General features: G+C 69.0%; 22 protein-coding genes. 13 read left to right on the top strand and 9 right to left on the bottom strand.

Annotation, left to right across the window (positions count from 1 at the left end; all coding sequences use genetic code 11):
- Nucleotides 1-76 precede the first annotated feature (76 nt).
- Nucleotides 77-202 carry a hypothetical protein gene (locus tag KXJ60_RS09785; RefSeq protein ID WP_291126727.1) on the bottom strand — a complete coding sequence of 42 codons (126 nt, stop codon included), beginning with the start codon at nucleotides 200-202 and terminating at the stop codon, nucleotides 77-79.
- A 34-nt stretch (nucleotides 203-236) separates the two neighbouring features.
- Entirely contained in the window at nucleotides 237-707 is a 471-nt protein-coding gene (locus KXJ60_RS09780) for an Lrp/AsnC family transcriptional regulator (RefSeq protein WP_291126725.1), read from the bottom strand.
- Nucleotides 708-810: 103 nt separating this feature from the next.
- Between KXJ60_RS09780 and mdeB the strand changes: the two genes are divergently transcribed.
- A complete protein-coding gene (mdeB, locus tag KXJ60_RS09775) occupies nucleotides 811-3393 on the top strand; it encodes an alpha-ketoglutarate dehydrogenase (RefSeq protein WP_291126723.1) in 2583 nt (860 codons plus the stop codon).
- Here mdeB and KXJ60_RS09770 read toward each other — a convergent pair.
- Complete coding sequence (locus KXJ60_RS09770) at nucleotides 3390-3725, bottom strand: hypothetical protein (protein WP_291126721.1); 336 nt, start codon at nucleotides 3723-3725, stop codon at nucleotides 3390-3392. The two genes, mdeB and KXJ60_RS09770, sit on opposite strands and share 4 nt — an antisense overlap.
- Nucleotides 3726-3817: 92 nt before the next feature.
- Between KXJ60_RS09770 and KXJ60_RS09765 the strand changes: the two genes are divergently transcribed.
- The 3 genes from KXJ60_RS09765 (at nucleotide 3818) to KXJ60_RS09755 (ending at nucleotide 5999) form a co-directional block, all read left to right on the top strand.
- The gene (locus KXJ60_RS09765) at nucleotides 3818-4039 is read left to right on the top strand and encodes a hypothetical protein (protein WP_291126719.1); all 222 of its coding nucleotides are present in this window, start codon (nucleotides 3818-3820) and stop codon (nucleotides 4037-4039) included.
- A gap of 101 nt (nucleotides 4040-4140) precedes the next feature.
- The gene (locus KXJ60_RS09760) at nucleotides 4141-5553 is read left to right on the top strand and encodes a sigma-54 dependent transcriptional regulator (protein ID WP_291126717.1); all 1413 of its coding nucleotides are present in this window, start codon (nucleotides 4141-4143) and stop codon (nucleotides 5551-5553) included.
- Between the two features lie 134 nt (nucleotides 5554-5687).
- Nucleotides 5688-5999, top strand: coding sequence for a hypothetical protein (locus KXJ60_RS09755; RefSeq protein ID WP_291126715.1), 312 nt, complete (start codon nucleotides 5688-5690; stop codon nucleotides 5997-5999).
- A gap of 77 nt (nucleotides 6000-6076) precedes the next feature.
- Here KXJ60_RS09755 and KXJ60_RS09750 read toward each other — a convergent pair whose 3' ends face one another.
- Nucleotides 6077-6535 (bottom strand): PA2169 family four-helix-bundle protein, encoded by a 459-nt coding sequence (locus KXJ60_RS09750; RefSeq protein ID WP_291126713.1) that lies wholly within the window; start codon nucleotides 6533-6535, stop codon nucleotides 6077-6079.
- Nucleotides 6536-6656: 121 nt separating this feature from the next.
- On the bottom strand, nucleotides 6657-8600 hold the full coding sequence (locus KXJ60_RS09745) for an ATP-binding protein (protein WP_291126711.1): 1944 nt from the start codon (nucleotides 8598-8600) through the stop codon (nucleotides 6657-6659).
- Nucleotides 8601-8810: 210 nt separating this feature from the next.
- Between KXJ60_RS09745 and KXJ60_RS09740 the strand changes: the two genes are divergently transcribed.
- From KXJ60_RS09740 to KXJ60_RS09725, 4 genes are all read left to right on the top strand, one after another.
- Nucleotides 8811-9494 carry an outer membrane beta-barrel protein gene (locus tag KXJ60_RS09740; protein ID WP_291126709.1) on the top strand — a complete coding sequence of 228 codons (684 nt, stop codon included), beginning with the start codon at nucleotides 8811-8813 and terminating at the stop codon, nucleotides 9492-9494.
- Between the two features lie 109 nt (nucleotides 9495-9603).
- On the top strand, nucleotides 9604-10014 hold the full coding sequence (locus KXJ60_RS09735; RefSeq protein ID WP_291126707.1) for a response regulator: 411 nt from the start codon (nucleotides 9604-9606) through the stop codon (nucleotides 10012-10014).
- 4 nt (nucleotides 10015-10018) lie between these two features.
- Nucleotides 10019-10537, top strand: coding sequence for an MgtC/SapB family protein (locus KXJ60_RS09730; RefSeq protein ID WP_291126705.1), 519 nt, complete (start codon nucleotides 10019-10021; stop codon nucleotides 10535-10537).
- Nucleotides 10538-10639: 102 nt separating this feature from the next.
- Nucleotides 10640-11923, top strand: coding sequence for a sensor histidine kinase (locus KXJ60_RS09725; RefSeq protein ID WP_291126703.1), 1284 nt, complete (start codon nucleotides 10640-10642; stop codon nucleotides 11921-11923).
- Here KXJ60_RS09725 and KXJ60_RS09720 read toward each other — a convergent pair.
- The 3 genes from KXJ60_RS09720 to KXJ60_RS09710 are packed head-to-tail and all read right to left on the bottom strand — an operon-like array spanning nucleotide 11914 to nucleotide 14368.
- Entirely contained in the window at nucleotides 11914-13047 is a 1134-nt protein-coding gene (locus KXJ60_RS09720; protein ID WP_291126701.1) for a putative zinc-binding metallopeptidase, read from the bottom strand. The two genes, KXJ60_RS09725 and KXJ60_RS09720, sit on opposite strands and share 10 nt — an antisense overlap.
- Nucleotides 13044-13904, bottom strand: a complete 861-nt coding sequence (locus KXJ60_RS09715) for a YihY/virulence factor BrkB family protein (protein ID WP_291126699.1) — start codon at nucleotides 13902-13904, stop codon at nucleotides 13044-13046. Before KXJ60_RS09715 ends, KXJ60_RS09720 begins: the two co-directional genes overlap by 4 nt.
- On the bottom strand, nucleotides 13901-14368 hold the full coding sequence (locus KXJ60_RS09710) for a CBS domain-containing protein (RefSeq protein WP_291126697.1): 468 nt from the start codon (nucleotides 14366-14368) through the stop codon (nucleotides 13901-13903). Before KXJ60_RS09710 ends, KXJ60_RS09715 begins: the two co-directional genes overlap by 4 nt.
- Nucleotides 14369-14549: 181 nt before the next feature.
- Between KXJ60_RS09710 and KXJ60_RS09705 the strand changes: the two genes are divergently transcribed.
- The 4 genes from KXJ60_RS09705 to rpoN all read left to right on the top strand — a co-directional run bounded on the left by KXJ60_RS09705 (nucleotide 14550) and on the right by rpoN (nucleotide 17360).
- Entirely contained in the window at nucleotides 14550-14819 is a 270-nt protein-coding gene (locus KXJ60_RS09705) for a GlsB/YeaQ/YmgE family stress response membrane protein (RefSeq protein WP_291126729.1), read from the top strand.
- 22 nt (nucleotides 14820-14841) lie between these two features.
- The gene (locus KXJ60_RS09700) at nucleotides 14842-15297 is read left to right on the top strand and encodes a phage holin family protein (protein ID WP_291126695.1); all 456 of its coding nucleotides are present in this window, start codon (nucleotides 14842-14844) and stop codon (nucleotides 15295-15297) included.
- A 46-nt stretch (nucleotides 15298-15343) separates the two neighbouring features.
- Nucleotides 15344-15622, top strand: a complete 279-nt coding sequence (locus KXJ60_RS09695) for a hypothetical protein (RefSeq protein WP_291126693.1) — start codon at nucleotides 15344-15346, stop codon at nucleotides 15620-15622.
- 244 nt (nucleotides 15623-15866) lie between these two features.
- Entirely contained in the window at nucleotides 15867-17360 is a 1494-nt protein-coding gene (gene rpoN / locus KXJ60_RS09690; protein ID WP_291126691.1) for an RNA polymerase factor sigma-54, read from the top strand.
- A 10-nt stretch (nucleotides 17361-17370) separates the two neighbouring features.
- Here the strand turns inward: rpoN and KXJ60_RS09685 are convergent, their stop codons facing one another.
- Nucleotides 17371-19260: an ATP-binding protein gene (locus KXJ60_RS09685; RefSeq protein WP_291126689.1), complete on the bottom strand. Its 1890-nt coding sequence runs from the start codon at nucleotides 19258-19260 to the stop codon at nucleotides 17371-17373.
- A 259-nt stretch (nucleotides 19261-19519) separates the two neighbouring features.
- Here KXJ60_RS09685 and KXJ60_RS09680 point away from each other — a divergent pair.
- Nucleotides 19520-22729: PAS domain-containing protein (locus tag KXJ60_RS09680; RefSeq protein WP_291126687.1), on the top strand; the 3210-nt coding region annotated here is incomplete at its 3' end.

Genomic DNA, 22729 nt, shown 5'->3' with positions numbered 1-22729 from the left:
CGGCGGCCACGATCGCGCGGGGGGGGGGCCCGGCGATGGACGGGGTGCGCAAAACGGGGACGGGGTATCGCCGGGCTCAGGAATGTGCGGCCGGCTGGTGCAGGCCGGCCGTGCCCGTTGGCTTGCGAGCGGCCACGGCCGCGCCGGCCATCAGGGGCAGGCGCGCGAGCAGACACGAAGACAGGGTGAACCGGGATGCCATGGGGGGTATTGTAGGTGGGGGTGCCGGCCCGGGGTCAGCGGCGGTGTGGCAGGGGGAGTGCCGTCTTGTAGCGCACCTGCTTGAGGGCAAAGCTCGAACGGATCTGCTCCACGCCGGGAATGGGTGAGAGCTTCTCCAGGATGAAGCGCTCCAGCGCCGCCATGTCCGGCAGGGCCACGCGCAGCAGGTAGTCGCTGTCGCCGGTCATGAGGTAGCACTCCATCACTTCGTCGAAGCCCTCCACGTGGCCTTCGAATGTGGACAGCGTTTCGCGGCTTTGCGTCTTGAGGCGGATGGAGATGAACACGTTGAGGCCCAGCCCCAGCGCCGCCGCGCTGGCCAGGGCCACGTAGCGCTGGATCACGCCCGCGCGCTCCAGCGCCTTGACGCGCGCCAGGCAGGGCGAGGGCGAGAGGTTCACGCGCCGCGCCAGCTCCACGTTGGAGAGCGCGCCGTCGCGCTGGAGTTCGTCCAGCAGCCTGAGGTCGGTGGTGTCCAGTTTCATGTGCGGCATTTTGATCCTGTGGCGGCATTTCGTGCTGTGAATGGGGCATTTTGGGGCGCACTTCGGAAACACCTGCGCGGCGTTCGTCGATACATTGGCTGGCATGAATGCCCCACACGAACCCCATCTTCAGGACCTCGACCACGACCCCGCGGAGACGGCGGAATGGCGCGAGGCCTTCACGGCGCTGGCGGCGGCCGAAGGCCCGGCGCGCGCGCGGCACATCCTCACGGAGCTCGCGCGCCTGGCGCGCCAGCAGCGCATTGGCTGGCAGCCCGAGCTCAATACGCCTTACGTGAACACCATTGCGGTGGAAGACCAGCCCGCCTTCCCGGGCGACCTGGCTGTGGAAGAGCGCCTGGCTTCGCTGATGCGCTGGAATGCACTGGCCATGGTGGTGCGGGCCAACCAGGCCTATGGCGAACTCGGCGGCCACATCGCCAGCTACGCGAGCGCGGCCGACCTGTTCGAGACCGGCTTCAACCACTTCTTCCACGCGAAGGGCGAGCAGCACGGTGGCGACCTGGTGTTCTTCCAGCCGCACAGTGCACCGGGCGTGTACGCCCGCGCCTTCCTGGAGGGCCGCTTGAGCGAGGCCGACTTGCTGCACTACCGCCAGGAAATCACCGCGCCTGCCAGCGGCGCGCGCGGCCTCTCCAGCTACCCGCATCCGTGGCTCATGCCCGACTTCTGGCAGTTCCCCACCGGCTCCATGGGCATTGGCCCGATCAGCTCGATCTACCACGCGCGCTTCATGCGCTACCTCACGCACCGCGGCCTGCTGCATTGCGAAGGTCGAAAGGTGTGGGGTGTGTTCGGCGATGGCGAGATGGACGAACCCGAAAGCATGAGCGCACTCACGCTGGCCGCGCGCGAGAAGCTCGACAACCTCGTGTGGGTGGTCAACTGCAACCTGCAGCGCCTGGACGGCCCGGTGCGCGGCAACGGCCGCATCATCGACGAGCTGGAAAAGCTCTTTGCTGGCGCGGGCTGGAACGTGATCAAGCTGGTGTGGGGCAGCGACTGGGACGGCCTGTTTGCGCGCGACGTGAGCGGCGCCCTGGTGCGCGCGTTCGCGAACACGGTCGACGGCCAGATGCAGACCTTTGCCGCCAAGGATGGCCGCTTCAACCGCGACAACTTCTTTGGCCAGAACGAGGAGCTCGCGCGCCTGGCCCAGGGCATGACCGACGAGCAGATTGACCGGCTCAAGCGCGGTGGCCACGACCTGGTGAAGATCCACGCGGCGTATGCCGCCGCCGCTGCGCACACCGGGCAGCCCACCGTGATCCTGGCGCAAACCAAGAAGGGTTACGGCATGGGCAGTGCCGGTCAGGGCAAGATGACCACGCACAGCCAGAAGAAGTTCGACGGCGCCGACCTCATCGAATTCCGCAACCGCTTCAACCTGCCGCTGTCTGACGAACAGGCCACGGGCCTGGCCTTCTACAAACCCGAACCCGACAGCGCCGAGATGCGCTACCTGCGCGAACACCGGGCGCGCCTGGGCGGCGCCATGCCCCGGCGCGAGACCGCGTGCGACGTCGTGCCGGTGCCCGCCATCGGCGCCTATGCGGGCTTTGCGCTCCAGGCCGATGGCAAGGAGATGAGCACCACGATGGCCTTCGTGCGCATGCTGGGTGCGCTGCTCAAGGACGCGCAGCTCGGCCCGCGCATCGTGCCCATCGTGGCCGACGAGGCGCGCACCTTCGGCATGGCCAACCTGTTCAAGCAGGTGGGCATTTACAGCAGCGTGGGCCAGCGCTACGCGCCTGAGGACATCGGCTCGGTGCTGAGCTACCGCGAGGCGCTGGACGGGCAGATTCTGGAAGAGGGCATCAGCGAGGCGGGTGCGCTGGCCAGCTGGACGGCCGCCGCGACCAGCTACAGCGTGCACGGCCTTGCCATGCTGCCGTTCTACATCTACTACTCCATGTTCGGTTTCCAGCGCGTGGGCGACGCCATCTGGGCCGCAGCCGACCAGCGTTCTCGCGGCTTCCTGCTCGGCGCCACCTCCGGTCGCACCACGCTGGGCGGTGAAGGTCTGCAGCACCAGGATGGCAGCAGCCACCTGGTGGCCGCCACCATTCCGAACTGCAAGGCCTACGATCCCGCGTTCGCGGGCGAGCTCGCGGTGATCGTGGACGCCGGCATGCGCGAGATGCTGGTGGAGCAGCAGGACGTGTTCTATTACGTCACGCTCATGAACGAGAACTACGCCCAGCCCGACCTGCCCGCAGAGGCGGCCGAGGGCGTGCTCAAGGGCGGCTACTGTTTCGGTCGTTTCGGGCCTGCCGGCGCCAAACAGCGTGTCACCCTGCTGGGCTCGGGCGCGATCTTCACCGAGGTGCTCAAGGCGGCCGAACAGCTTGCCGCGCAGGGCATCGGCGTGGACGTGTTCAGCATCACCAGCTGGAGCGAGCTTGCGCGCGGCGGCGTGGCCCATGGCGAGCGATCGCACTTCACGCAGCTGCTGGCCGCGAGCGATGGACCGGTGGTGGCGGCCACCGACTATGTGCGCACCGTGCCCGAGAGCGTGCGCGCGTTTGTGCCGCCAGGCCGGCGCTTCCACACGCTGGGCACCGATGGCTTTGGCCGCAGCGATACGCGCGCGGCGCTGCGCCGCTTCTTCCGCGTGGACGCGCACAGCATCTGCGAACAGGCACTGGCCGAGCTGGCCGCCTAGCGTTCCACCTTCTTTTTCCGGGCCGGTTGCTGCCCACCGGCGCCGGGCACGTAGGCGCTGCGCTGCGCGGCGTCCAGTCCGGGCGTGGCGCGCATGTCGGTGTCCACCTGACCGGCTTCGAGGTCCTTGTGCGCCTGGGTCATGTCCGGGTCGGGCGCGGGCGCCGTGGTCTCGGTGGACTGTTCGCGCTCGTGCGGCAGTTCGAGGTGCTCATCGGCAGCGGCGGGTGGCGGCGAGCCTGGCGCGCGGGGTGTGCGGCTCACCGGGTGGGCGGGATCGCGCGGCGGCTTGTCATCGGGGCGGGCATCGGGTGGAGCGGGACGTTGGGTCATGGCAATCCTTGCAGTGGGAGCACAGCATGGCGGCAAGCCGTGTGCCCGGGCACGCGCCTTGCCCCTCCATCGCACACAGAAGGAGCTTTTTCATGACGCAGGCTTTTGCCCACCCGATTCGCGCGCACGTGCCCGACGTGCCCCAGCCCATGCCGCCTGTTGCGCCGCCCCAGCCCGGCTACCCGCCGGCCACGCCGCCAGAGACGCCCACCGAGCTGCCGCCGGACATCCGCGAGCCCGAGGTGCCCGACGAGCAGACGCCGCCGGCGGGTGACCCGCCGCGCCAGCCGAGCCCCATCGTTTCGCGGCATTGAGGCCCGCGCCATGGCGGGCTGTGGGCCCTGCAAACAATGGCATCATGGGTCGCGCCACGCGGGCAACGATGCCACCGCGTGTGCCCCGGAGATAAGCAACGATGACCCATGCCTTGATCGTGGACGACGACGTCGATTCCGCCGCGATGCTCAGCGAGCTCATTGCGCTGCAGGGACTGACGGTGGCCACCGCGAACACCCTGCGAGACGCACGCAAGCAGCTCGCCCTTCAGACACCCGACCTGGTGTTGCTCGACCTGCGGCTGCCCGATGGCAGCGGCATGGACCTGTTCGCCGACCCTGAGCTCCTCGCCAACTCCGAAGTGGTGCTGGTGACCGGGCACGCCAGCCTGGAGACCTCCATCCTTGCGCTGCGCCTGGGCGCGGTGGATTACATCGTCAAGCCCATCACGCCCAAGCAGTTGCAGGGCGTGCTCTCGCGCGTGACCAAACCGGCCGTGCTCAAGGCCGAGGTGGCGGGGCTGAGCGCGGAGCTGGCGAGCAGCGGCAACTTTGGCCAGCTGTGGGGGCGCTCGCCCAACATGCTGCGCGTGTACGAGCAGATCTCGCGCGTGGCCGGCACGGGGGTGACGGTGTTCATCACCGGCGAGAGCGGCACCGGCAAGGAGGTGGTGGCGCAGACCATCCACGATCTCAGCCGCCGCCGCAAGATGCCGTTTCTGGGTGTGAACTGCGGTGCCATCTCACCCAACCTGATCGAGAGCGAAATCTTCGGCCACGAAAAAGGCAGCTTCACCGGCGCGGACCGCCAGCACCAGGGCTTCTTCGAGCGTGCGGCTGGTGGCACGTTGTTTCTCGACGAGATCACCGAGATGCCGCTGGACCTGCAGGTCAAGCTGCTGCGCGTGCTGGAGACCGGGCGTTTCATGCGCGTGGGCGCCTCGCAGAGCCAGGAAACGGACGTGCGCATCATCGCGGCGACCAACCGCTCGCCCCTGCAGGCCGTGGCCGACGGGCGCTTGCGCGTGGACCTGATGTACCGCCTCAATGTGTTCCCCATCGACCTGCCGCCGCTGCGCGAGCGCCTGAGCGACGTGCCCCTGCTCGCGGGCCGTTTCCTGCGCCTCATTGGCGAGCAGGAGGGCAAGGAAAAGCGCTTCGCGCCCGAAGCCCTGGCGAAGCTGGCGGCGTACACCTGGCCGGGCAACGTGCGCGAACTGCGCAACGCCGTGCACCGCGCTTATGTGATGGCGCCGGGCGAGACCATCGATACGCAGTGGCTGCCCGACCCGGGCGAGGGCTTCGTCGAAGCCTCCGCCGTGCCGCCGCCCGCGGCACCACCTGCAGCGGCGCCTTCCCGCGAGCCCGGTGGCGACACGGTGGTGTTGCCGCTGGGCATCTCGCTGGCAGAGGCCGAGCGCCAGCTCATCCTGTCCACGCTGGAGCACTACGACCGGCAGAAGGAACGCACGGCGGCTGCCCTGGGCATCAGCCTGAAGACGCTCTACAACCGGCTCAAGCAGTACGCGGCCGACGACAAGGCCGGGCGCTGACGGGAGGGCGCTGACCGGTGCACCTGGCGCGTGCGGGCCGCGTGGCACGCCGTTTGCCGAAAGAGAGACAGGCGGGTTCGCGTGCCGGTGTGGCCGGCGTGCGGATTCATCTTTCACCCTCACAGGAGTCACCCATGTCCCAAGTCAGCAACCCACCTTCTTCATTCGGGGCCACGGGCCCGGACGCCAGCGAGCTGGTCTCGCGCGTCGCCCAGGGCATGCACGAGACGGTCGATCGTCTGGCCGAGAAGGCCGCGCCCGCCGCGCAGAAGCTGGAGTCCACCGTGACCCACGCCAACGAAGCGCTGCACGACCAGATGCACCGCGCCCGCGAGGTGGGCGACGAATGGTCCGAGAGCCTGCGCGGCACGGTGCGCGAGCATCCGTTGGCCTCGCTGATGGTGGCGTTGGCCGCCGGCGTGCTGATCTCGCGCCTCACGCGCTGAGCCATCCCCGCCTGTCATGGCGACAAAAAAAGGCCCGCTGTCCGCGGGCCTTTTTCATGGCGTGGCGGGCCGTCGGGTCAGGTGGTCTCGGCCGCCTTGTGCTGGTCGCGCAGCGCGCGGATCTGGTCGTGGTTGCGCTGCACACCCTGCAGCTGTGCTTCCAGCACGCTGCGAATGTCTTGCGGCAGATCTTCCTTGAGCGCGGAGCGGTAGCGCGCCAGCGCGGCGTCTTCGCCGCGTTCGGTTTCCTCCAGCATGGCCAGGTCGGTGTAGCCGGCCAGCGTGCCCTTCACGGCCACCCAGCCACGGTGCACCGTGCCGGTGGCGGTGCCGCTGTCTTCGGGCTTGCCGCCCTGCTGCATCACGATGGTCTGCAGCTCGGCAGCGGCCTGGCGGCAGTCTTGTGCGCGGGCAAGAAAGAGGTCCTTGATCTGCGGATTCACGGCGTGCTCCGCACTGGCCTTGAACCCGTACTCACCGTCCTTGCAGGTTTCGATGAGGTTGTTCAGGGTGCTGATGGTTTGCTTGTCTTTCATGGCGTTCCTTCGAAGTGTTGAACAGGACGCCGGTGGAGCCCGCCCCGCGGGGACGGGCTGCATCCGACACCCTGTCGGGGCACATGGCGTACCCGCCCTCCAGGCCGGGCCGCTGGCGTGGTCACACCGGCGTGCGCTGAGCCATGGCCTGTTCGAGCGCGGCCACCAGCGCCTCGGGCGCGCAGGGTTTGTGCAGCAGCGGCACACCCGGCGGCAGCGGTGCGTCGCCCGCGTGTCCGCTGATCAGCACCACGGGCAGGTGCGGCAACATTTGCCGCAAGTGGGTGGCCAGGGCAATGCCGTCCATGTCGCCGGGCATGACCACGTCGGAGAGCACCACGTCGAAATGCGCGGGCTCGTCCAGGCGCTCCAGCGCGTCGCGTGCATCGGCAGCGCCCACCACCTCGCACCCGTAGGCGTGCAGCAGGGCTTGTGTGGCCTCGCGCAGGGCGGCGTTGTCCTCGATCAGGAGCACGCGGGCGTGGTCAATCGACGGCCGGCGCTGCAGCGCGGCGTCTGCGGCTTCGGGTGCGAGGCTGTGGGCGGGCAACACCAGCGTGACGGTGGTGCCGGCGCGGGGTGCGCTGTCCAGCCACACGCGCCCCTGCGCCTGCTGGCAAAAGCCATACACCTGGCTCAGGCCCAGGCCGGTGCCTTCGTGCGCGGGCTTGGTGGAAAAGAAGGGTTCGAACACGCGCAGGGCAATGGGTGCCTCCATGCCGGGCCCGTCGTCGCTCACGGTGAGGCGCACGCAGTGCGCAGAGGGCAGGCCTTCGCATTCGGTGGCGTTGGCCAGCGTTGCGTGCAGCCGCAGGTGGCCCTGGCCGTCGATGGCATCGCGCGCGTTCAGCGCGAGGTTGATCAGCGCGAGCTCCAGTTCGTTGGGGTCGACGAACACCGGCGGCGTGTCGGTATCCACCGCGGTCGAGAGCTCGATGCGCCGCCCGAGCAGGGCGCGCAGCAGCTCGCTCACGTCGGGCAGGAACTGCTGCAACGACAACGCGCATGGGCGAACGGACTGGCGCCCGGCAAAGCGCAGCAGGTGCTGCGTGAGCCGCCCGCCGGTGTCCACCGCACGCAAGGTGGCGTCAATGGCCGGTGTGAGCTCGGGCGCCGTGGACTGGCGCTGCATGAGGTGGGCGCAGTTGCCAATGATGCCCAGCAGGTTGTTGAACTCGTGGGCCAGCCCGCCCGTGAGCCGGCCCAGGGCTTCCACCCGCTGGTTGTGCGAGACGTGTTGTTCAAGCTGGCGCGTGCGCTCCACCGCGGCCGACACCTGACGCTCGAGCTCGTCGCGCGCCTCGTGGATGGCGCGGGTGGCCTCGTCCATGGCCAGGGCCACCTCGTCGCATTCGAGCAGGCCCGTGCGTTCGCTGGCCACGCGCCGCCCTTCGCGCAGGTCCAGCGCCATCTGCTTGATGGTCTGGATCGGTCGCACGATGCCGCGCGCCACCCACACGGCGCCCAGGAGCGAGACCACCAGCAACAGCCACAGCGCCATGCCCACATGCCACACCGCCCTGGGCACCAGCCCCTGGAAACGCTCGCGCGACATGCCGGTGACGTAGGTCCAGCCCTGGGGCGACGTGCTGAAGTAAATCGTCACGGGCTGCCCATCGAGCGAAACGGTGTCCAGCAGGCCTTCGCGCCTGGCGCCGATGTGGGCCTGCAGCTCGGGCGTGATCAGTTGCCCTGTGTACTCGGGCTGATTGGGGTGGCGCGCCACGACGCGGCCCTGACGGTCGATGATGGCGGCGCGCCAGTCGTGCGCGAGATGCTGCGCGTCGATGATGCGCTGCAGATCGCCGGGCAGCACCCGGGTGGCGTCTGCGCGCGGCGTGAGCTCGCGGTCCAGCACCATCGAGAGGGCCTGCGTGGTTTTCTCCAGCAGGCGCGCGCTGGCCTCGCGCTCCAGGCGGTGCGTGAGGTTCACCACCCACAGGGCGGCCCCCAGCGCAGGCAGCAGCGCGGCGAGCACCAGTGCGATCAGTCGCGTGCGGATGGAGAAGCCGCGCGCGGTCTGGTGGGCCGTATCACGCTTGTTCGTGGCGGGTGGAGAGGACATCGGGTACCTGCCATGTGCACGCCAGCCGTGTGTGCGCTTGCTGTGCAGCGCGTGGTTGCACACACGGTGCGGGTGCCCCGGTGACCGGGCAATCGCTGTGCCCGCCGCAGGGCAGCGCGCCTGGGCGTCCGGCGGGCACCCCGATTGCCCAACGCCACTGCTGCACGCCAATCCGGGCGCAGTGCTTTCCCACTTCACACAGGACTTGACATGAACCGTTCCATTCATCACCTCAGAACGTGGCCGCTGGCCGCGATCGGCCTGGCCGTTGCATGCTCGGTCTCCGCCCAGTCGGAACCACCGCGCAGCGACACCGCCATCACCGTGGCCCAGGCGGGCTCGGGTTCGCCCATGAACGAGCGACGCAGCTACGCGCCCGGCGAAGGCGCCTACTCCGTCATTCCCTACACCTCGCACGGCTACGTGGGCATCAACGCCGGCCGCCCGGACTACGGCAACGTGGGCTGCGCCGGCGGCTTCTCGTGCTCCGACAGCTCCACCTCGTACAGCCTGTACACCGGCGGCATGTTCAACCGCTACTTCGGTGCCGAGCTCGGCTACGTCAACCTGGGCAAGCTGGAGAGCGCGGGCGGCAAGACCGAAGCGCACGGCATCAACCTGAGCCTGGTGGGGCGCCTGCCGCTGGGCGTGGTGCACCTCTTCGGCAAGGTGGGCACGACCTACGGCCGCAGCGAGGTCTCGGCCAGCCCACTGTCCGGCGTGGCCACGGGCAAGGCCAGCGGCTGGGAAGGCTCGTACGGCGCAGGCATCGGCTTCGACCTGAGCCCGCGCTCCTCCATCGTGCTGGAGTGGAACCGCTACGACGTGCGCTTCGTGGGCGTGGGCAAGCGCGAGGTGGACACCACCAGCATCGGCTACATGCACCGCTTCTGATCGGCGTGGCCCCAAACAAGAGGGATGCCGAGCGATCGGTATCCCTCTTTCGCTGGTGCCGGGCTCGCCGTTTGCCCTTGGGTGGCTCCGCCACCACCACCGCACCACCATGAGCGACTCCACCACCGCAGCGGGCCTGTGCATCCTGATTGCCGACGACAACGTCGATGCCGCCGAGTCCTTGGGGCTGCTGATCGAGCTCGAAGGCCACACCGTGCACCTGGCGCGCGACGGGCGCGAAGCGCTCGCCATGGCGCAGCGCCTGCGCCCGCAGGTGGCCATTCTGGACATCGGCATGCCGGGCATGGACGGCAACACCGTGGCGCGCTGCATCCGCGACAGCCTGCCCGATGACCGCATGCTCATCCTGGCCGTGACCGGCCGCGCACAGCCCGAAGACCGAGAGCGCACCCGAGCTGCCGGGTTCGACCACCATTTCACCAAGCCCGTGGCCCTGGGCGAACTGCTGGGCCAGCTGGTGCGCTGGCGCGATGAGCTCAACGCTGCGGCCCCGGAGTGACGCCATGTCTGTGCTCTCCACCATCCTGAGCACCGTGCAGGCCGAGTTCAGTGACCTGGCCGACGTGGAGCGCACCACGCGCGTCGTCTGGCGCCTGGGCGAGGCGCTGGTGCTGGGCGCGCTGATCGGCTGGGACCGCGAGCGCCGCGATGCCGAGGCGGGCCTGCGCACGCACATGCTGGTGTCACTGGGTGCCGCCTTGTTTGTGCTGGTGCCGCTGGAGGCGGGCATGAACGACGAACAGCTCAGCCGTGTGGTGCAGGGACTGGTGTCGGGCATCGGCTTTCTGGGCGCGGGTGCGGTGCTCAAGGACCAGGAGGAGGGCCGCATCCATGGCCTGACGACCGCCGCCACCATCTGGGCCACGGCGGCCGTGGGCATGGCCGCCGGGCTGGGCCAGACCGGTACGGCCCTGCTGGCCACGTTGTTCATGCTGGTGGTGCTGGTGTGGCTGCGCCGCTCGGCGCGCACCCGGCACCGGGCGCGCGATGTGCAGGCCCGCCACACGCCCCACGACACCTGAGTGGGGGCGGCTCATTCCGGTGCAGAATGTCGCGGCCCACACGCGCGGTGGCCGGTCAGACAGGCTGCGGCGCGCAAGAAACGTCCCCCTTCAAGGTGCCCGATGTCCGACCTTTCTCACGCACTTGCCACGCTGGCCGACGCCCTGTCGGAGCGACGGGAAGCCATCCTGCGCGCGTGGCGCGATGCCGTCAGCGCCGATGCCCTGCTGACCAGCGGCGCGTCCCTGCCGCACACCCAGCTCAACGACCACATTCCGGCGGTGCTGGAAGGTTTCGAGAACCACCTGCGCGCACCCCGTACCGAAACCGCGCACCTGGGCGACGCCGCCGCCCACGGGCTGCACCGCTGGCAGCAGGGGTTTGGTCTGGCCGAGGTGGTGCGCGAACTCGGGCGGCTCAACGAATGCGTGGTCAGCGAGCTCGACGCGCTGGCAGCCGGCCCCCAACCCCTCGCCGCCGATGTGATGGCGCGCGCCCGCGCCATCTGGGCGCAGGTGTACAGCGTCGCGGTGAGCGCCAGCACCGCCCAGTATTTCAAGCTGCAGCAGCTCGAAGCCGCCGCCTACGCCCGCGGGCTTGAGCAGGCACTGGACACCCTGCGCCAGCTGGAGCAGCAGCGGGCCGTGCTCTGGCAGGAGGTGGCCCACGACCTGCGCGGCAACCTCGGCGTGGTCACCAACGCCACCGCTGGCCTGGGCGCACGCCACGCCGACCCCGCCGCGCGCGAGTCCTTTCTGCGTCTGCTGGGCAACAACGTGCACGCGCTGCACAGGCTGCTGGACGACGTGACCTGCCTGGCGCGGCTGCAAAGCGGCCAGGAAGAGCGCCACCTGGACACCCTGGACGTGGCGCCCCTGCTGCAGGAGCTCTGGGAAGTGATGGAGGGCAGCGCGCGCGACAAGGGGCTGCGCTTCGAAGTCAGGGGGCCGGCGCCTTTCGTGGTGCAGTCCGATGCCGTCAAGCTGCGCCGCATTGCTCAGAACCTGGTGCTCAACGCCATCCGGTACACCCGCGCGGGCGGTCTGGTGCTGTCGTGGGAGAAGGGCGGCGCCCAGGACGCCGAGCGCTGGACGCTGCGTGTGCAGGACACCGGCCCCGGCATCGGACAAGCCAAGTCGTCGGAGCTGCAGGATGCGCTGGAGGTGGCCACGCAGCACGCCGACCAGGTGGTGGAAGACAACCGCAACGACCAGGTCACGCACATCCACGATGACGATGCGGGTGTGCCCGCGCCAGGCGAATCGCCCGACACCTATGTGCACGGCGAGGGCATTGGCCTGTCCATCGTGAAGCGCCTGTGCGAGGTGCTCGACGCCACGGTGCAGGTCGAGTCCAGCGCGCGCGGCACCACCTTCGAAGTGCTGCTGCCGGTCGCCTACGACTGAGCGGGCGGGCGCGTGCGCCGGCGGGCGCTGCGCGGCGTCTTGTGCGAAATGATGCGGTGCACGAGGTGCAGTTTGCGCACGGCCGGCTGCGACAGCACGAACGGGTAGAAGTCGGCCACGCCCATGCTGCGCGACATCTCGTTGAGCACCACCGTGAGGTTGAGCCAGTGGTTGAGCCACTGCAGGAAGCGCGCGTCCGTGACGTCGCCGTTGCCGCTCTCGCTCAGGGCCGAAGGCCCGAAGGGCTCGCAGGCGAGCTCCACGCGGTCGCCGCGGATGCCGAAGCTGCGCGCGGTGCCCAGCGTGTCGCGCATGTGCAGGTAGTGCGCCCAGGTCTCGGCCCAGTCTTCCCACGGATGGCAGCTCGCGTAGGCGGTGACGTGGCGCGAACTCCAGTCGGGTGGCGCACCGTTGAGGTAGTGGGTTTGCAAGGCTTGCCCGTAGTCGGCGCGCTCGTCGCCGAACACGGCGCGAAACGGCTCGTGCCAGGCGGTGCCGTCCACCAGCCGTTCCCAGAAGTAGTGGCCCGACTCGTGGCGCAGGTGGCCCAGAAGCGTGCGGTAGGGCTCGCGCAGTGAGGTGCGGCGCTGCTCGCGCGTGGCGTCGTCGGCTTCGCAGGCGTCGAGCGTGATCACGCCGCTGGCGTGCCCCGTGATCACCGGCGCAGCGCCGGGCAGGGTGGTGAGGATGTCGAACGCCAGGCCTTTTTCAGGGTCTTCGCTGCGCGGCACCAGCGGCAGGCGCAGCGCCAGCAGCGACGACGCGAGCCGCCGCTTGGCCACCTCGATGCGGCCCCACCAGGAGGCGTGTTCGGGCACGCTGAGGTCGGGCACGGTGCGGGTGAGGCGGCAGCACAGGCAGAGGTCGGGTGCGAATGCATCGGCGGTCTGCAGCGGCACCAGCCAGTTGCAGGTAGCGGGCGAAGACAGGTTGGCGCAGCGCCGGTACATCGGAGGCTCGTCGACGCTTTCCTGGCTGCGCCACACGTCCGGGGTGTCGGTGGGGGCGAGCGGCAGCAGCTTGCTGCGCACCGGGTCGTAGCCCAGGGGCGCGTGGCAGCCCAGGCACACGCTGTTGCGGAAAAAAATGGGTTGCCCGCAGACGCAGGAGAAGGAACGGTTCACGGAACGGGGGTCCTTTTGGCAGGGGAGATGTCGTGGCGCTGGGTGAACACGCGCGTGAATTCGGCACCGAGCAGAAACACCTGCGCCGAGTAATACACCCACAGCAGGAAGATCACCAGCGAGCCGGCCGCACCAAACACCGAGGCCACGCCGCTGCGGCCAATGTAGGTGCCGATGAGCGACTTGCCCACGGTGAGCAGCAGGGCCGTGATGACGGCGCCGATCCACACGTCGGCCCAGGCCAGCTTCACACGCGGCATCCACTTGAAGATCATGGCAAAGAGGGCGCTGAGGAACACCAGGCTCACGGCGAAATCGATGGCGCCGGCCAGCACCGCCAGTTCACCCAGCCAGGGAGCGGCCCATTTGCTGAGGGCGGCGAGGGCCGCGCTCAGCACCAGCGACACCATCAGCAGAAAGCCGATGGCCAGCACGAGGCCGAGCGAGATCAGGCGGGCGTGCAGCAGCTCCTTGAGGCCGCCGCCTTGGGGACGCAGGTCTTTGGTGCGCCAGATGCGGTCCATGGCGTTGCGCAGTTCGGCAAACACGGTGGTGGCACCCACCAGTAGCGTCACCAGGCCCACGAGCGTGCCGACGATGCCGGCGTCGGGCCGGTTGGCCTGCTGCACCAGGCCGTTGATGGTGAGGGCGGCGTCGGCGCCCAGCAGGTGGGTGAGCTGTTCGAAGATTTCACCCCGCGCCGCCGCTTCGCCAAACAGCAGGCCGGCCACCGAAATGACGATCAACAGGATGGGCGCCACGGAGAACAGCGTGTAGAAGGCCAGGGCCGCCCCCATGCTGGGTGCGTCGTCGTCCAGCCAGGCCTGCACGGTGGATTTCAGCAGCCGCCAGATCATCGCACGCCGTTGCCTGTGGAGGCCGAGAGGCCGATGCGCGTGGGCCGGGCAGGCGCGGAGATGTCGGCCAGCGCATCACCGGCCTGGTGGGCATCGCCCTTGGCCGCGAGGTCCCCCAGTGACAGGATGCCGACCAGGCGCTTGTCGCGGTCGAGCACCGGCAGGCGGCGGATCTGCAGTTGCTGCATGCGGGCGGTCACTTCGGTCAGGCCCTCGTCTTCAAACACCCATTCCACCTGCGCGCTCATCACGTCTTCGAGCGGGGTGGTGGTGGCGGGCAGCCCCTGGGCCACGCCGCGCACGACGATGTCGCGGTCGGTCAGCATGCCCACCAGGCGCGCGCCGTCGCACACCGGCAGCACGCCCACGTCCAGCGATTCCATCACCCGGGCGGCCTGCTCCACGGTGTTGTGGGGGGCGAGCGTCTGCACGCCCAGGGTCATCACATCTTTCACGCATTTCATTCCGGGAGCTCCTGCAGCGTTGAGGGGGTAGCGGCCCGGCGCGCCAGCGCGGGCGTGCTGGCAGGGCAGTTGCCGTGCCCGCTGCGCAGCGCCCGCGCCGATGGCCGCGGGCACGGCGTTTGCCCAACCGCTGCAGCAAGGTTTTTTGCTTTCATTCATTCAACGCGAGGAATTTCTCATGATCAATTTCATTATCTGGCTGGTGGTGGGCGGCGTCATTGGCTGGCTGGCCAGCGTGATCATGCACACCGATGGACAGCAAGGCCTTTTCCTCAACGTGATCGTCGGCATCGTGGGGGCGGCCGTGGGCGGCTGGATCATTTCCCCGCTGGTGGGCGTGGGCACGATCAACCAGGACATCTTCAATATCGGTGCGCTGCTCGTCTCGCTCATGGGCGCCATCATCCTGCTGGCCCTGGTCAACCTGGTGCGGCGTGGTTCGGTTCGTTGAGTCAACGGCAAAGCCCATGACCATGGACCGCACATCCCGCCAGGCCGATCCGCAGGCCCCGGCCAGCCCGCTGGGCGATCTGTTGGGTGGATTGCTCAAGGAGCTGCCCGGCCTCATCAGCGACCGTGTGGAGCTGCTCTCGCTCGAGCTCAACCGCGCCGGGCTGGCGCTGCTGCATATCACCTGCCTGGGCCTGGCACTGACCGTGCTCGGCCTGGCGGGCTGGCTGCTGCTGTGGGCGCTCGTCACGGCAGCGCTCGTGGTGGCTGGCCTGCATTGGGCGCTGGCGCTGCTCGGCGCGCTGCTGGTGCACGGTGTGCTGGGCTGGTGGGTGGTGCACCGCGTGCGCCAGCTGCTGCCCAGCATCGGCCTGCCGGCCACCCGCCGCCGGCTCATGTTCAAGGCGCCCGCGCCTCCTTCCCCAGGTGTCCCCGATGAACCCACTGCCTCCACAACCACCGCGGCCGCGGTCTCCTGACGTGCCCGCATCCGCGCCGAGCCACGTGCCTGCCGGCATGGGGGCCTTGAGCGATCAGATTGCCGCGGTGGAGCTGCGCCTGCTTGCGCGCGAGGCCCGCGTGCGCCGACGTGTCGGCCAGCTGCGCCAGGGCGCGCGCTCGGCCCTCAAGCCACAGCGTGCGACCTGGCCTGTGGCCACCGGCGCCTGGCTGGGCTGGAAGCTGCTGCCGCCCCGCTGGCGGCTGGGCCTCAGCCCGGCCACCGTGGCCACGCTGGTCAGCGTGGGCCTGCCGGTGTGGCGCCGCTGGTCGGCCTGGCGCGGCCCGGCCCGCAAGTCCGCCTGAGCGGGCGCGTTTCGGCAACTTTTACCGCAATTCCCGGCATGGGCGGCGCCTGAGGTGTGCCGCCCATGCCGGTGCGGGTCTGCGGTGCGCTGGCACCGGCCTGCAGCCCCCGGCCCGCCTTGCGCTGGCGCGTTGTGTTCGAAATTGTGTCTTCTGCGCCGATGCGGCATGGGCATTGCGTTCACCAAGGGAACAAGGTGCCCGCACCCATGCGGTCCCATCACACAACACGGAGGAGACCCACATGATGTCGATGGACGTGCGCACCGACCAGCGCCAGACCCAGACCCTTTCACCCCGCCTGCAGCACGCGGTGCGGCTGCTGCAGATGTCGTCGCAGGATTTCGGCACGGTGGTGCGCGACGTGCTGGGGCGCAACCCCTTTCTCGAAACCGAGGACGAAGACCCGAGCGATGAACACGCCGAGGCCGATGCGCCGCAAGGCGCGCAGGGCGCCCAGGGCGATGTGTACGACGGACCGCAGGAGGCCGATGACATGGGCGAGCGCGAGCTCGCGCAAACCGTGCATGAGCATGCCGGCGAGTCCGACCGCGACCTGTGGCTGGCCGACGGCCTGTCGCCAGCGCGCGGGTCGCACGACGGCGATGTGTCGGCGCTGGACTTCATGGTGGCCGAGACCTCGCTGAATGCGCACCTGCATCTGCAGCTGGGCACGCTGCCGCTGTCGGAGCGAGACCGCGCGCTGGCCGGCGCGCTGGTCGAGTCGCTGGACGACGATGGCTATCTGCGCACACCGCTGAGCGATCTGCGCGAGGTGGCCGGTGTGCAGCCGGTGGCTTCGCTCGAAGAAATGCAGGTGGCCCTGAAGCGGGTGCAGGCCCTGGACCCGGCGGGCGTGGGTGCGCGCGATGTGGCCGAGTGCCTGACGCTGCAGATGGCGCAGATCGAGTGCCCCCGCATGCGCGGCATGGCGCGCGAGATCGTCACCGACCACCTGGATCGCCTGGCCGCTCGCGACGTGGCGGCGCTCGCGCGCACGCTGGGCCAATCGCTGAGCGAAGTCGAAGCGGTGTGCGATCGCATTCGCCACCTGGACCCGCGGCCCGGCTGGCGCATGAGCCCGTCGCGCGTGAGCTATGTGGTGCCCGACGTGATCGTGAGGAAGGACCGTCGGGGGGTGTGGAGCGCACAGCTCAACCCGGCCATCGTGCCGCGCGTGCGCGTCAACGAGGTGTATGCCCAGCTGTTCCAGCGGCACCGCTGCGCGGAAAACGCCGAGATGGGCGCGCACCTGCAGGAAGCGCGCTGGACCATGCGCAACGTGGAGCAGCGCTTCTCCACCATCCTGGATGTGGCTCAGGCCATCGTGCGGCGCCAGCGCCATTTCTTTGAATACGGCGCCATGGCCATGAAGCCGCTGGGCTTGCGCGAGATCGCCGAAGAGGTGGGGGTGCACGAGTCCACCGTCTCGCGCGTGACCAACAACAAGTACATGGCCACGCCCGGCGGTGTGTACGAACTCAAGCACTTTTTCTCGCGCGCCATGGTGAGCGCCAACGGCAGCGCCTGTTCGGGCACGGCCATTCGCGGCTTGATCCACGACATCATCGGAGCCGAGTCCGCCGAGCAGCCGCTCTCGGACGCCGAGATCACGCGGCAACTGGCCCAGCAGGGCCTGAAGGTGGCACGGCGCACGGTCACCAAATACCGCCAGATGCTGCGCATTGAAGCGGTGGGCCGGCGCAAGCGGCACGACGCCGCCGCGAACCCGGCTTGAGGCGCTTGCCCTAGCGCAGTTCGCCCGGGCGCGAGGCTTCAAAGGCCCGGTGCGCTTCGCCCAGCAGCTGCGCCAGGTCTTCGGGCGCCACCGGCTTGAGCAGGTGGTGGTCGAAGCCCGCCTCAATGGCGGCCTTGCGGTCGGCGTCCTGCCCCCAGCCGGAAATCGCCACCAGGTGCATGCCCTGCGTGCGCACGTCGGCACGCAGTTGCCGGGCCACCCCGTAGCCGTCCAGGCGCGGCATGCCGATGTCGACCAGGGCGATGTCGGGCACCGTGCGGCGCGCGGCCAGCACGGCGGCCTCGCCGTCGTGCACGACCTCGACGTGATGGCCATGGGCCGACAGCATGTCGGCAAAACTCTCGCTCAGGTCGACGTTGTCGTCGGCAATGAGGATGCGCAGGGGCCGCAGCAGGGCCGCCGATGGCGGGGCTGCGCGCGGGGCGGGCGCGAGCGTGTCCACCAGCAGGCGCGGCAGCCGCACGGTGAACCTCGACCCCTTGCCCAGGCCCTCGCTGTGCAGCGACAGCGTGCCGCCATGCAGCTCGATGATCTGGCGCGAGAGCGTCAGCCCCACGCCCAGCCCGGTGTTGCCACGCTGCAGGGTTTTGTCGGCCTGCTCGAAGAGGTCGAAGATGCGTTCCTGCATGGCCGGCTCCACGCCGATGCCGGTGTCTTCGATGGCGATCACCACCCACTCGGCCTGGGCGGCCAGCGCGATGTCCACGCGACCGCCGTGCGGCGTGTAGCGGCAGGCATTGCTCAGCAGGTTGGCAAACACCTGCGTCAGGCGCACGGCGTCTCCTTCCACGAACAGCGCGTCGGCTGGCCGGTGCAGTTCCAGCTGCAGTGCCTGTTGGCGAGCCTGCGGCTGAGCCATCTCGCAGGCGATGACCAGCAGCTCGCCCATGTCCACCCGCCCGCGGTCCAGCGAGAGCTTGCCCGTGGCCACGCGCGAGGCATCGAGCAGGTCATTGACCAGGCGCACGATGTGGCGCAGCTGCCGCTCCAGCACCACCAGCGCCTTGTCGCGCGCCTGCACCGAGGCGGCGGGCATCTGCAGCAACGCCACCGCACTCGTCATGGGCGACAACGGGTTGCGCAGCTCGTGCGCGAGGGTCGCGAGGAACACGTCTTTCTGGTGGTCCGCGTGCCGCAACTCCTGCTCCACGCCCTGGCGCGTGACCATCTCGCGCTCGAGCTCGCTGGTGCGCACTTCGCACTCGGAGAGCATGCGGTTGAATGCATCGACGAGAACGTCCAGGTCCTTGTAGTCGGTGGCGGGGGCGCGCAGCGACCAGTCGTGGCTGCCGATCACGTCGCGCGCCACCTCGGTCATTTTCTCCAGGGGTGCCGTGATGCGGCGCTGCAGGTGGACGAACAGGTAGAAGGCCGCCGCCAGGCTCACGGCGCTCACCGCGAGCACGATCATCGCGAAGTCGGAAAAGCGCCGCCACACGTCGTGCCGCGCCTTGAGGTACAGCATGCCCAGGCGCTGACCATCGCGCTCAATGGGCTGGGTCATCTCCAGCATGGAGCCGCTGAAGCGCGGACCCCACACCGCCGCGTTGGCGGGAATGCGGGCGTTCACCGCATCGGGCTGGGTGGTGTGCGACGCGATGAGTGCGCCATCGGGCCCGTACACCGCGGCGGCCACGATGCGGGGCTGTTGCTTGAGCAGGTAGAGGTTTTCCCAGGCCGCCCTGGGGTCCTTGAGTTCCATGGCCGCTGCCGTCGAGCGGGTGATGAGATCCGCCTGGGTCCGCATCTCGGTGACCCCGGCCTGGCGGTACACCACGAGTTCGTAGGTCAGGAGGGCGCCCGCGCTCAGCAGCACGGCGAAGAACGTGGTGAGCATCGCCGCGCGCGTGAGGTGCTGTCGCAGCGATGTCGGTCTCACTGCGGCACTCCCCATCCCTGCGCGGCCACATCGACAGGCCGCACGCCGCGTTGTGCGTCAGGCAAGTGAAGAATGGGCTTCATGGGGTTGGTGGGAGTAGTGCCAAAGCATGCAGTCTTGTGTGCGCCGCCGCGCGGCAGCCCCGGGCCTTCCACTTCAGACTGCATTTGACTTTAGCAGGCAAGGCGTGTGCCATTGCCATCAACTGTCCGGCACAATTTGGCCTATCTCCGGCCCCTCCCAACCCTCCCGATCGCGCATGGCCAAAGCTCTTCCTGGACCCCAGCCTTCCGTCGATCCCACAGGCCACACCTTGCTGCTGGAGGGTGTCCTGCCTTTCGAGGCGATGTTCATGGCATCGCCCGTGGCCACCTCCGTATCGCGCCGGCACGACGGCTGTCTGATGGCGGTCAACGACGCGTGGGTCATGCTCACCGGCCTGCGGCGCGAAGACGTGATCGGCCGCACCACGGTCGAGCTCGGGCACTGGCCTTCCCAGGAAGCACGCGCGGCGTTTCTGGACAGTTGGTCGCCTGCCGATTCGGTGCACCACTTGCGGCTGTGTGATGGCGTGCCGCACCGGGTTCGGCTGCACGTCTCGGCGATGGATGTGGCGCCGGAACCGCTCGTGCTCGTCTGCATGACCGAGGCCACGCGCGAGTTCGAGGCCACCGAAGCGAAGCAACAGATCGACGAGGCGCTGCGCGAGAAAAACCTGGAGCTGCAGCGGCAGGTGGAGCTGCACGCCGCCATCGAGAAGCTGGCGCGCGTGGGCCACTGGACCAACGCCGAAAACGTGGACGATGTGGTCTGGTCGCTGGGGCTGTACGACATTGCCGGCCTGAACCCACGGGGCCTGATCCAGCGTGCCGAAGGCCGGGCCGGCATTCATCCCCAGGACAAACCCGCGTGGCAGGCCGCGCGCGACGCCATGGATGGGCGCCAGGTCGAGTTCCGCTGGATGCGCCCCGATGGCCAGCAACGCTGGTTTCGCACGCGCATCAGCCAGACGGGCGTGGCGGGCAATCCGCAGACCGAGTTTGGCGTGGTGCAGGACATCACGGCCGAGCGCGAGGCCAGCGAACGCCTGGCCGAACAGCTCAAGCTGCTGCAGAACATCGCGGCGCGCGTGCCCGGGATGATGTACCAGGCCCGTCTGCGGCCCGACGGCACGCGCGTGATCTCGTACGTGAACGACGTGGTGCGCACGATGCTGGAGCTCGAACCCCAGGCGCTGGAGAAAGACGCCCGCATCCTGTTCCAGCGCATCCACCCTGAAGACCGGTCGGGCCTGATCGCCACCCTGGCCGACTCCGCCCGCCGCCTCACGCTGTGGCGCGAGACCTACCGCGTGTGCCTGCCGGTGGCGGGCACCCGCTGGCACCACGTCGAGGCCGTGCCGCAGCGCGAGGCCGACGGCTCGGTGGTCTGGCACGGGTTCTCCACCGATGTGACCGAGGCCCGCGTGGCCACCCAGAAGCTGGAGCGTCAGCACCGCATGATCGAGGCGGTCCGGGTGGCCCAGCAGGCGTACATCGAGACCTACGACAAGCACAAGGTGTTCAACGGCCTGCTGCAGGCCTTCCTCTCCGTGACCGACAGCGCGTACGGCTTCGTGGGCGAGGTGTTCTACACCGATGCCGGTGAACCCTACCTGCGCACCAACGCCATCACCAACATCGCCTGGGACGAGCCTTCGCGCCTGATGTTTGAGAGCCAGGCCGAGGAAGGCATGGCGTTTCGCAACCTCAACACGCTGTTTGGCCACGCCATGGTCACGGGCCAGCCCGTCATCACCAACGAGCCCGCCCACCATGCGCACGCGGGTGGCCTGCCGTCCGGGCATCCGCACATGGCGAGCTTTCTCGGGGTGCCGCTGTCCGTGGGCGACCGCCTGGTGGCGATGGTGGGACTGGCCAACCAGCCCGGTGGCTACAGCGAGCAGGACATCGAGTTCCTGCAGCCCCTGCTCGGTGCGGTGCGCCAGCTGGTCATGGCCTGGCGCGGCCATCTCGAGCGCAAGCGCACGCGCCAGCAATTGGAGGTCACGAGCGAGTTGCTCAGCGAGAAGAGCCTGGACTTGCAGGTCACCCTGGAGAGCATCGAGCAGGGCCTGTGCCGGGTGGATGCGAACAGCCGCGTCACCGCCTACAACCGCCGCCTGCTCGATCTGCTGGACCTGCCCGAAGCGCTGCTGCAGGGGCAGCCCACCATGGAGCAGGTGTTGCGCTTCCAGACCGAGCGCGGTGACTTCGGCCCCGGACTGGCCTGGGTCGATCCGGTGGCACACGGGCATATCGTGCACGGGCCCGATGTGCCCGCCCCGGAGAAATACTGGCGCAAGACGCGCGATGGTCGCACGCTGGAAATGCGCACCCGCGCCCTGCCCGACGGCGGCCTCGTGCGCACGTTTGCCGATGTGAGTTCGTACATCCGTGCGCAGGAGGCCTTGCGCGAGGAGCGCCAGCGCCTGGCCTGGGTGCTGGAGGCCACGCGCCCGGGCATCTGGGAAAACAACATGGTGGACAACGTCCTCACCGTCAATGCCCGCTGGGCGGGCATGCTGGGCTACTCATTGCACGAGCTGCAGCCCATGCGGGCAGAGACCTGGGAAGCGCTGGTACATCCCGACGACTTGCGCCGCGCCAACCACATTCGCGACGAACACATTGCGGGCCGTCTGCCGTACTACGAGTGCGACATCCGCATGCGCCACAAGGCGGGACACTGGATCTGGGTGAACACGCGCGGGCGGGTGCACAAGCGCGACGCCCAGGACCGCGCGATGTTCATGTCCGGCACGCACATCGACGTCACCGACCGCGTGGCGGCGCAGGAGCAGGTGAGGGCGCTCAACGCCAGCCTGGAGCAGCGTGTGGGCGAGCGCACCGCCGAGCTGGAGCGCTCCATGCGCGACATGGAGGCGATCTCTTATTCCATCGCGCACGACTTGCGCGCGCCCTTGCGCTCGGTCAATGGTTTTGCTTCCGTGGTGCTGGAAGACGAGGCCGATCGCCTGAGCCCGACGGGGCGCGACATGTTCGAGCGCATCGCCCGCTCGTCGCGCAACATGGGCCAGATGATCACCGACATGCTCGAACTGCTGCGGGTCGTGCGGGTGGACCTCGATGCGGTGCCTGTGGACATGCACGCGCTGGCGCAGTCGGTGTTCGACTCACTGGCGCCCCAGTCGCCGCACGCGCGGTTCGAGGTGCTGGCCATGCCTCAAGCGCTGGGCGACGCCACGCTGCTGCGCCAGGTGTTCTCCAACCTGATCGACAACGCGCTCAAGTACTCGCGGCATGTGGCGCAGCCCGAGCTGCAGGTGGGTTACGAAGCAACGCAGCGCGCGTACTTTGTTCGCGACAACGGCATGGGTTTCGACATGGCGCGGGCGGACAAGCTCTTTGGCCTGTTCCAGCGGCTGCACACCGGGGGCAACGTACCGGGCATGGGCGTGGGCCTGGCC

The sequence above is a fragment of the Hydrogenophaga sp. genome, from assembly GCF_019264445.1.
Classification (GTDB): Bacteria; Pseudomonadota; Gammaproteobacteria; order Burkholderiales; family Burkholderiaceae_C; genus Hydrogenophaga.
Note: the sequence above shows the minus strand (reverse complement) of the source record. Positions and strands in the feature narration are given on the sequence as shown.

Bases quoted from the DNA above. Each gene is read 5' to 3' on its own strand.
- KXJ60_RS09700 (WP_291126695.1), top strand. From the start codon at position 14,842: ATGGACCGCACATCCCGCCAGGCCGATCCGCAGGCCCCGGCCAGCCCG.
- rpoN (WP_291126691.1), top strand. From the start codon at position 15,867: ATGATGTCGATGGACGTGCGCACCGACCAGCGCCAGACCCAGACCCTT.
- KXJ60_RS09765 (WP_291126719.1), top strand. From the start codon at position 3,818: ATGACGCAGGCTTTTGCCCACCCGATTCGCGCGCACGTGCCCGACGTG.
- KXJ60_RS09785 (WP_291126727.1), bottom strand. From the start codon at position 202: ATGGCATCCCGGTTCACCCTGTCTTCGTGTCTGCTCGCGCGCCTGCCC.
- KXJ60_RS09730 (WP_291126705.1), top strand. From the start codon at position 10,019: ATGTCTGTGCTCTCCACCATCCTGAGCACCGTGCAGGCCGAGTTCAGT.
- KXJ60_RS09780 (WP_291126725.1), bottom strand. From the start codon at position 707: ATGAAACTGGACACCACCGACCTCAGGCTGCTGGACGAACTCCAGCGC.
- KXJ60_RS09755 (WP_291126715.1), top strand. From the start codon at position 5,688: ATGTCCCAAGTCAGCAACCCACCTTCTTCATTCGGGGCCACGGGCCCG.
- KXJ60_RS09725 (WP_291126703.1), top strand. From the start codon at position 10,640: ATGTCCGACCTTTCTCACGCACTTGCCACGCTGGCCGACGCCCTGTCG.
- KXJ60_RS09715 (WP_291126699.1), bottom strand. From the start codon at position 13,904: ATGATCTGGCGGCTGCTGAAATCCACCGTGCAGGCCTGGCTGGACGAC.
- KXJ60_RS09745 (WP_291126711.1), bottom strand. From the start codon at position 8,600: ATGTCCTCTCCACCCGCCACGAACAAGCGTGATACGGCCCACCAGACC.
- KXJ60_RS09760 (WP_291126717.1), top strand. From the start codon at position 4,141: ATGACCCATGCCTTGATCGTGGACGACGACGTCGATTCCGCCGCGATG.
- KXJ60_RS09770 (WP_291126721.1), bottom strand. From the start codon at position 3,725: ATGACCCAACGTCCCGCTCCACCCGATGCCCGCCCCGATGACAAGCCG.
- KXJ60_RS09735 (WP_291126707.1), top strand. From the start codon at position 9,604: ATGAGCGACTCCACCACCGCAGCGGGCCTGTGCATCCTGATTGCCGAC.
- KXJ60_RS09710 (WP_291126697.1), bottom strand. From the start codon at position 14,368: ATGAAATGCGTGAAAGATGTGATGACCCTGGGCGTGCAGACGCTCGCC.
- mdeB (WP_291126723.1), top strand. From the start codon at position 811: ATGAATGCCCCACACGAACCCCATCTTCAGGACCTCGACCACGACCCC.
- KXJ60_RS09750 (WP_291126713.1), bottom strand. From the start codon at position 6,535: ATGAAAGACAAGCAAACCATCAGCACCCTGAACAACCTCATCGAAACC.
- KXJ60_RS09740 (WP_291126709.1), top strand. From the start codon at position 8,811: ATGAACCGTTCCATTCATCACCTCAGAACGTGGCCGCTGGCCGCGATC.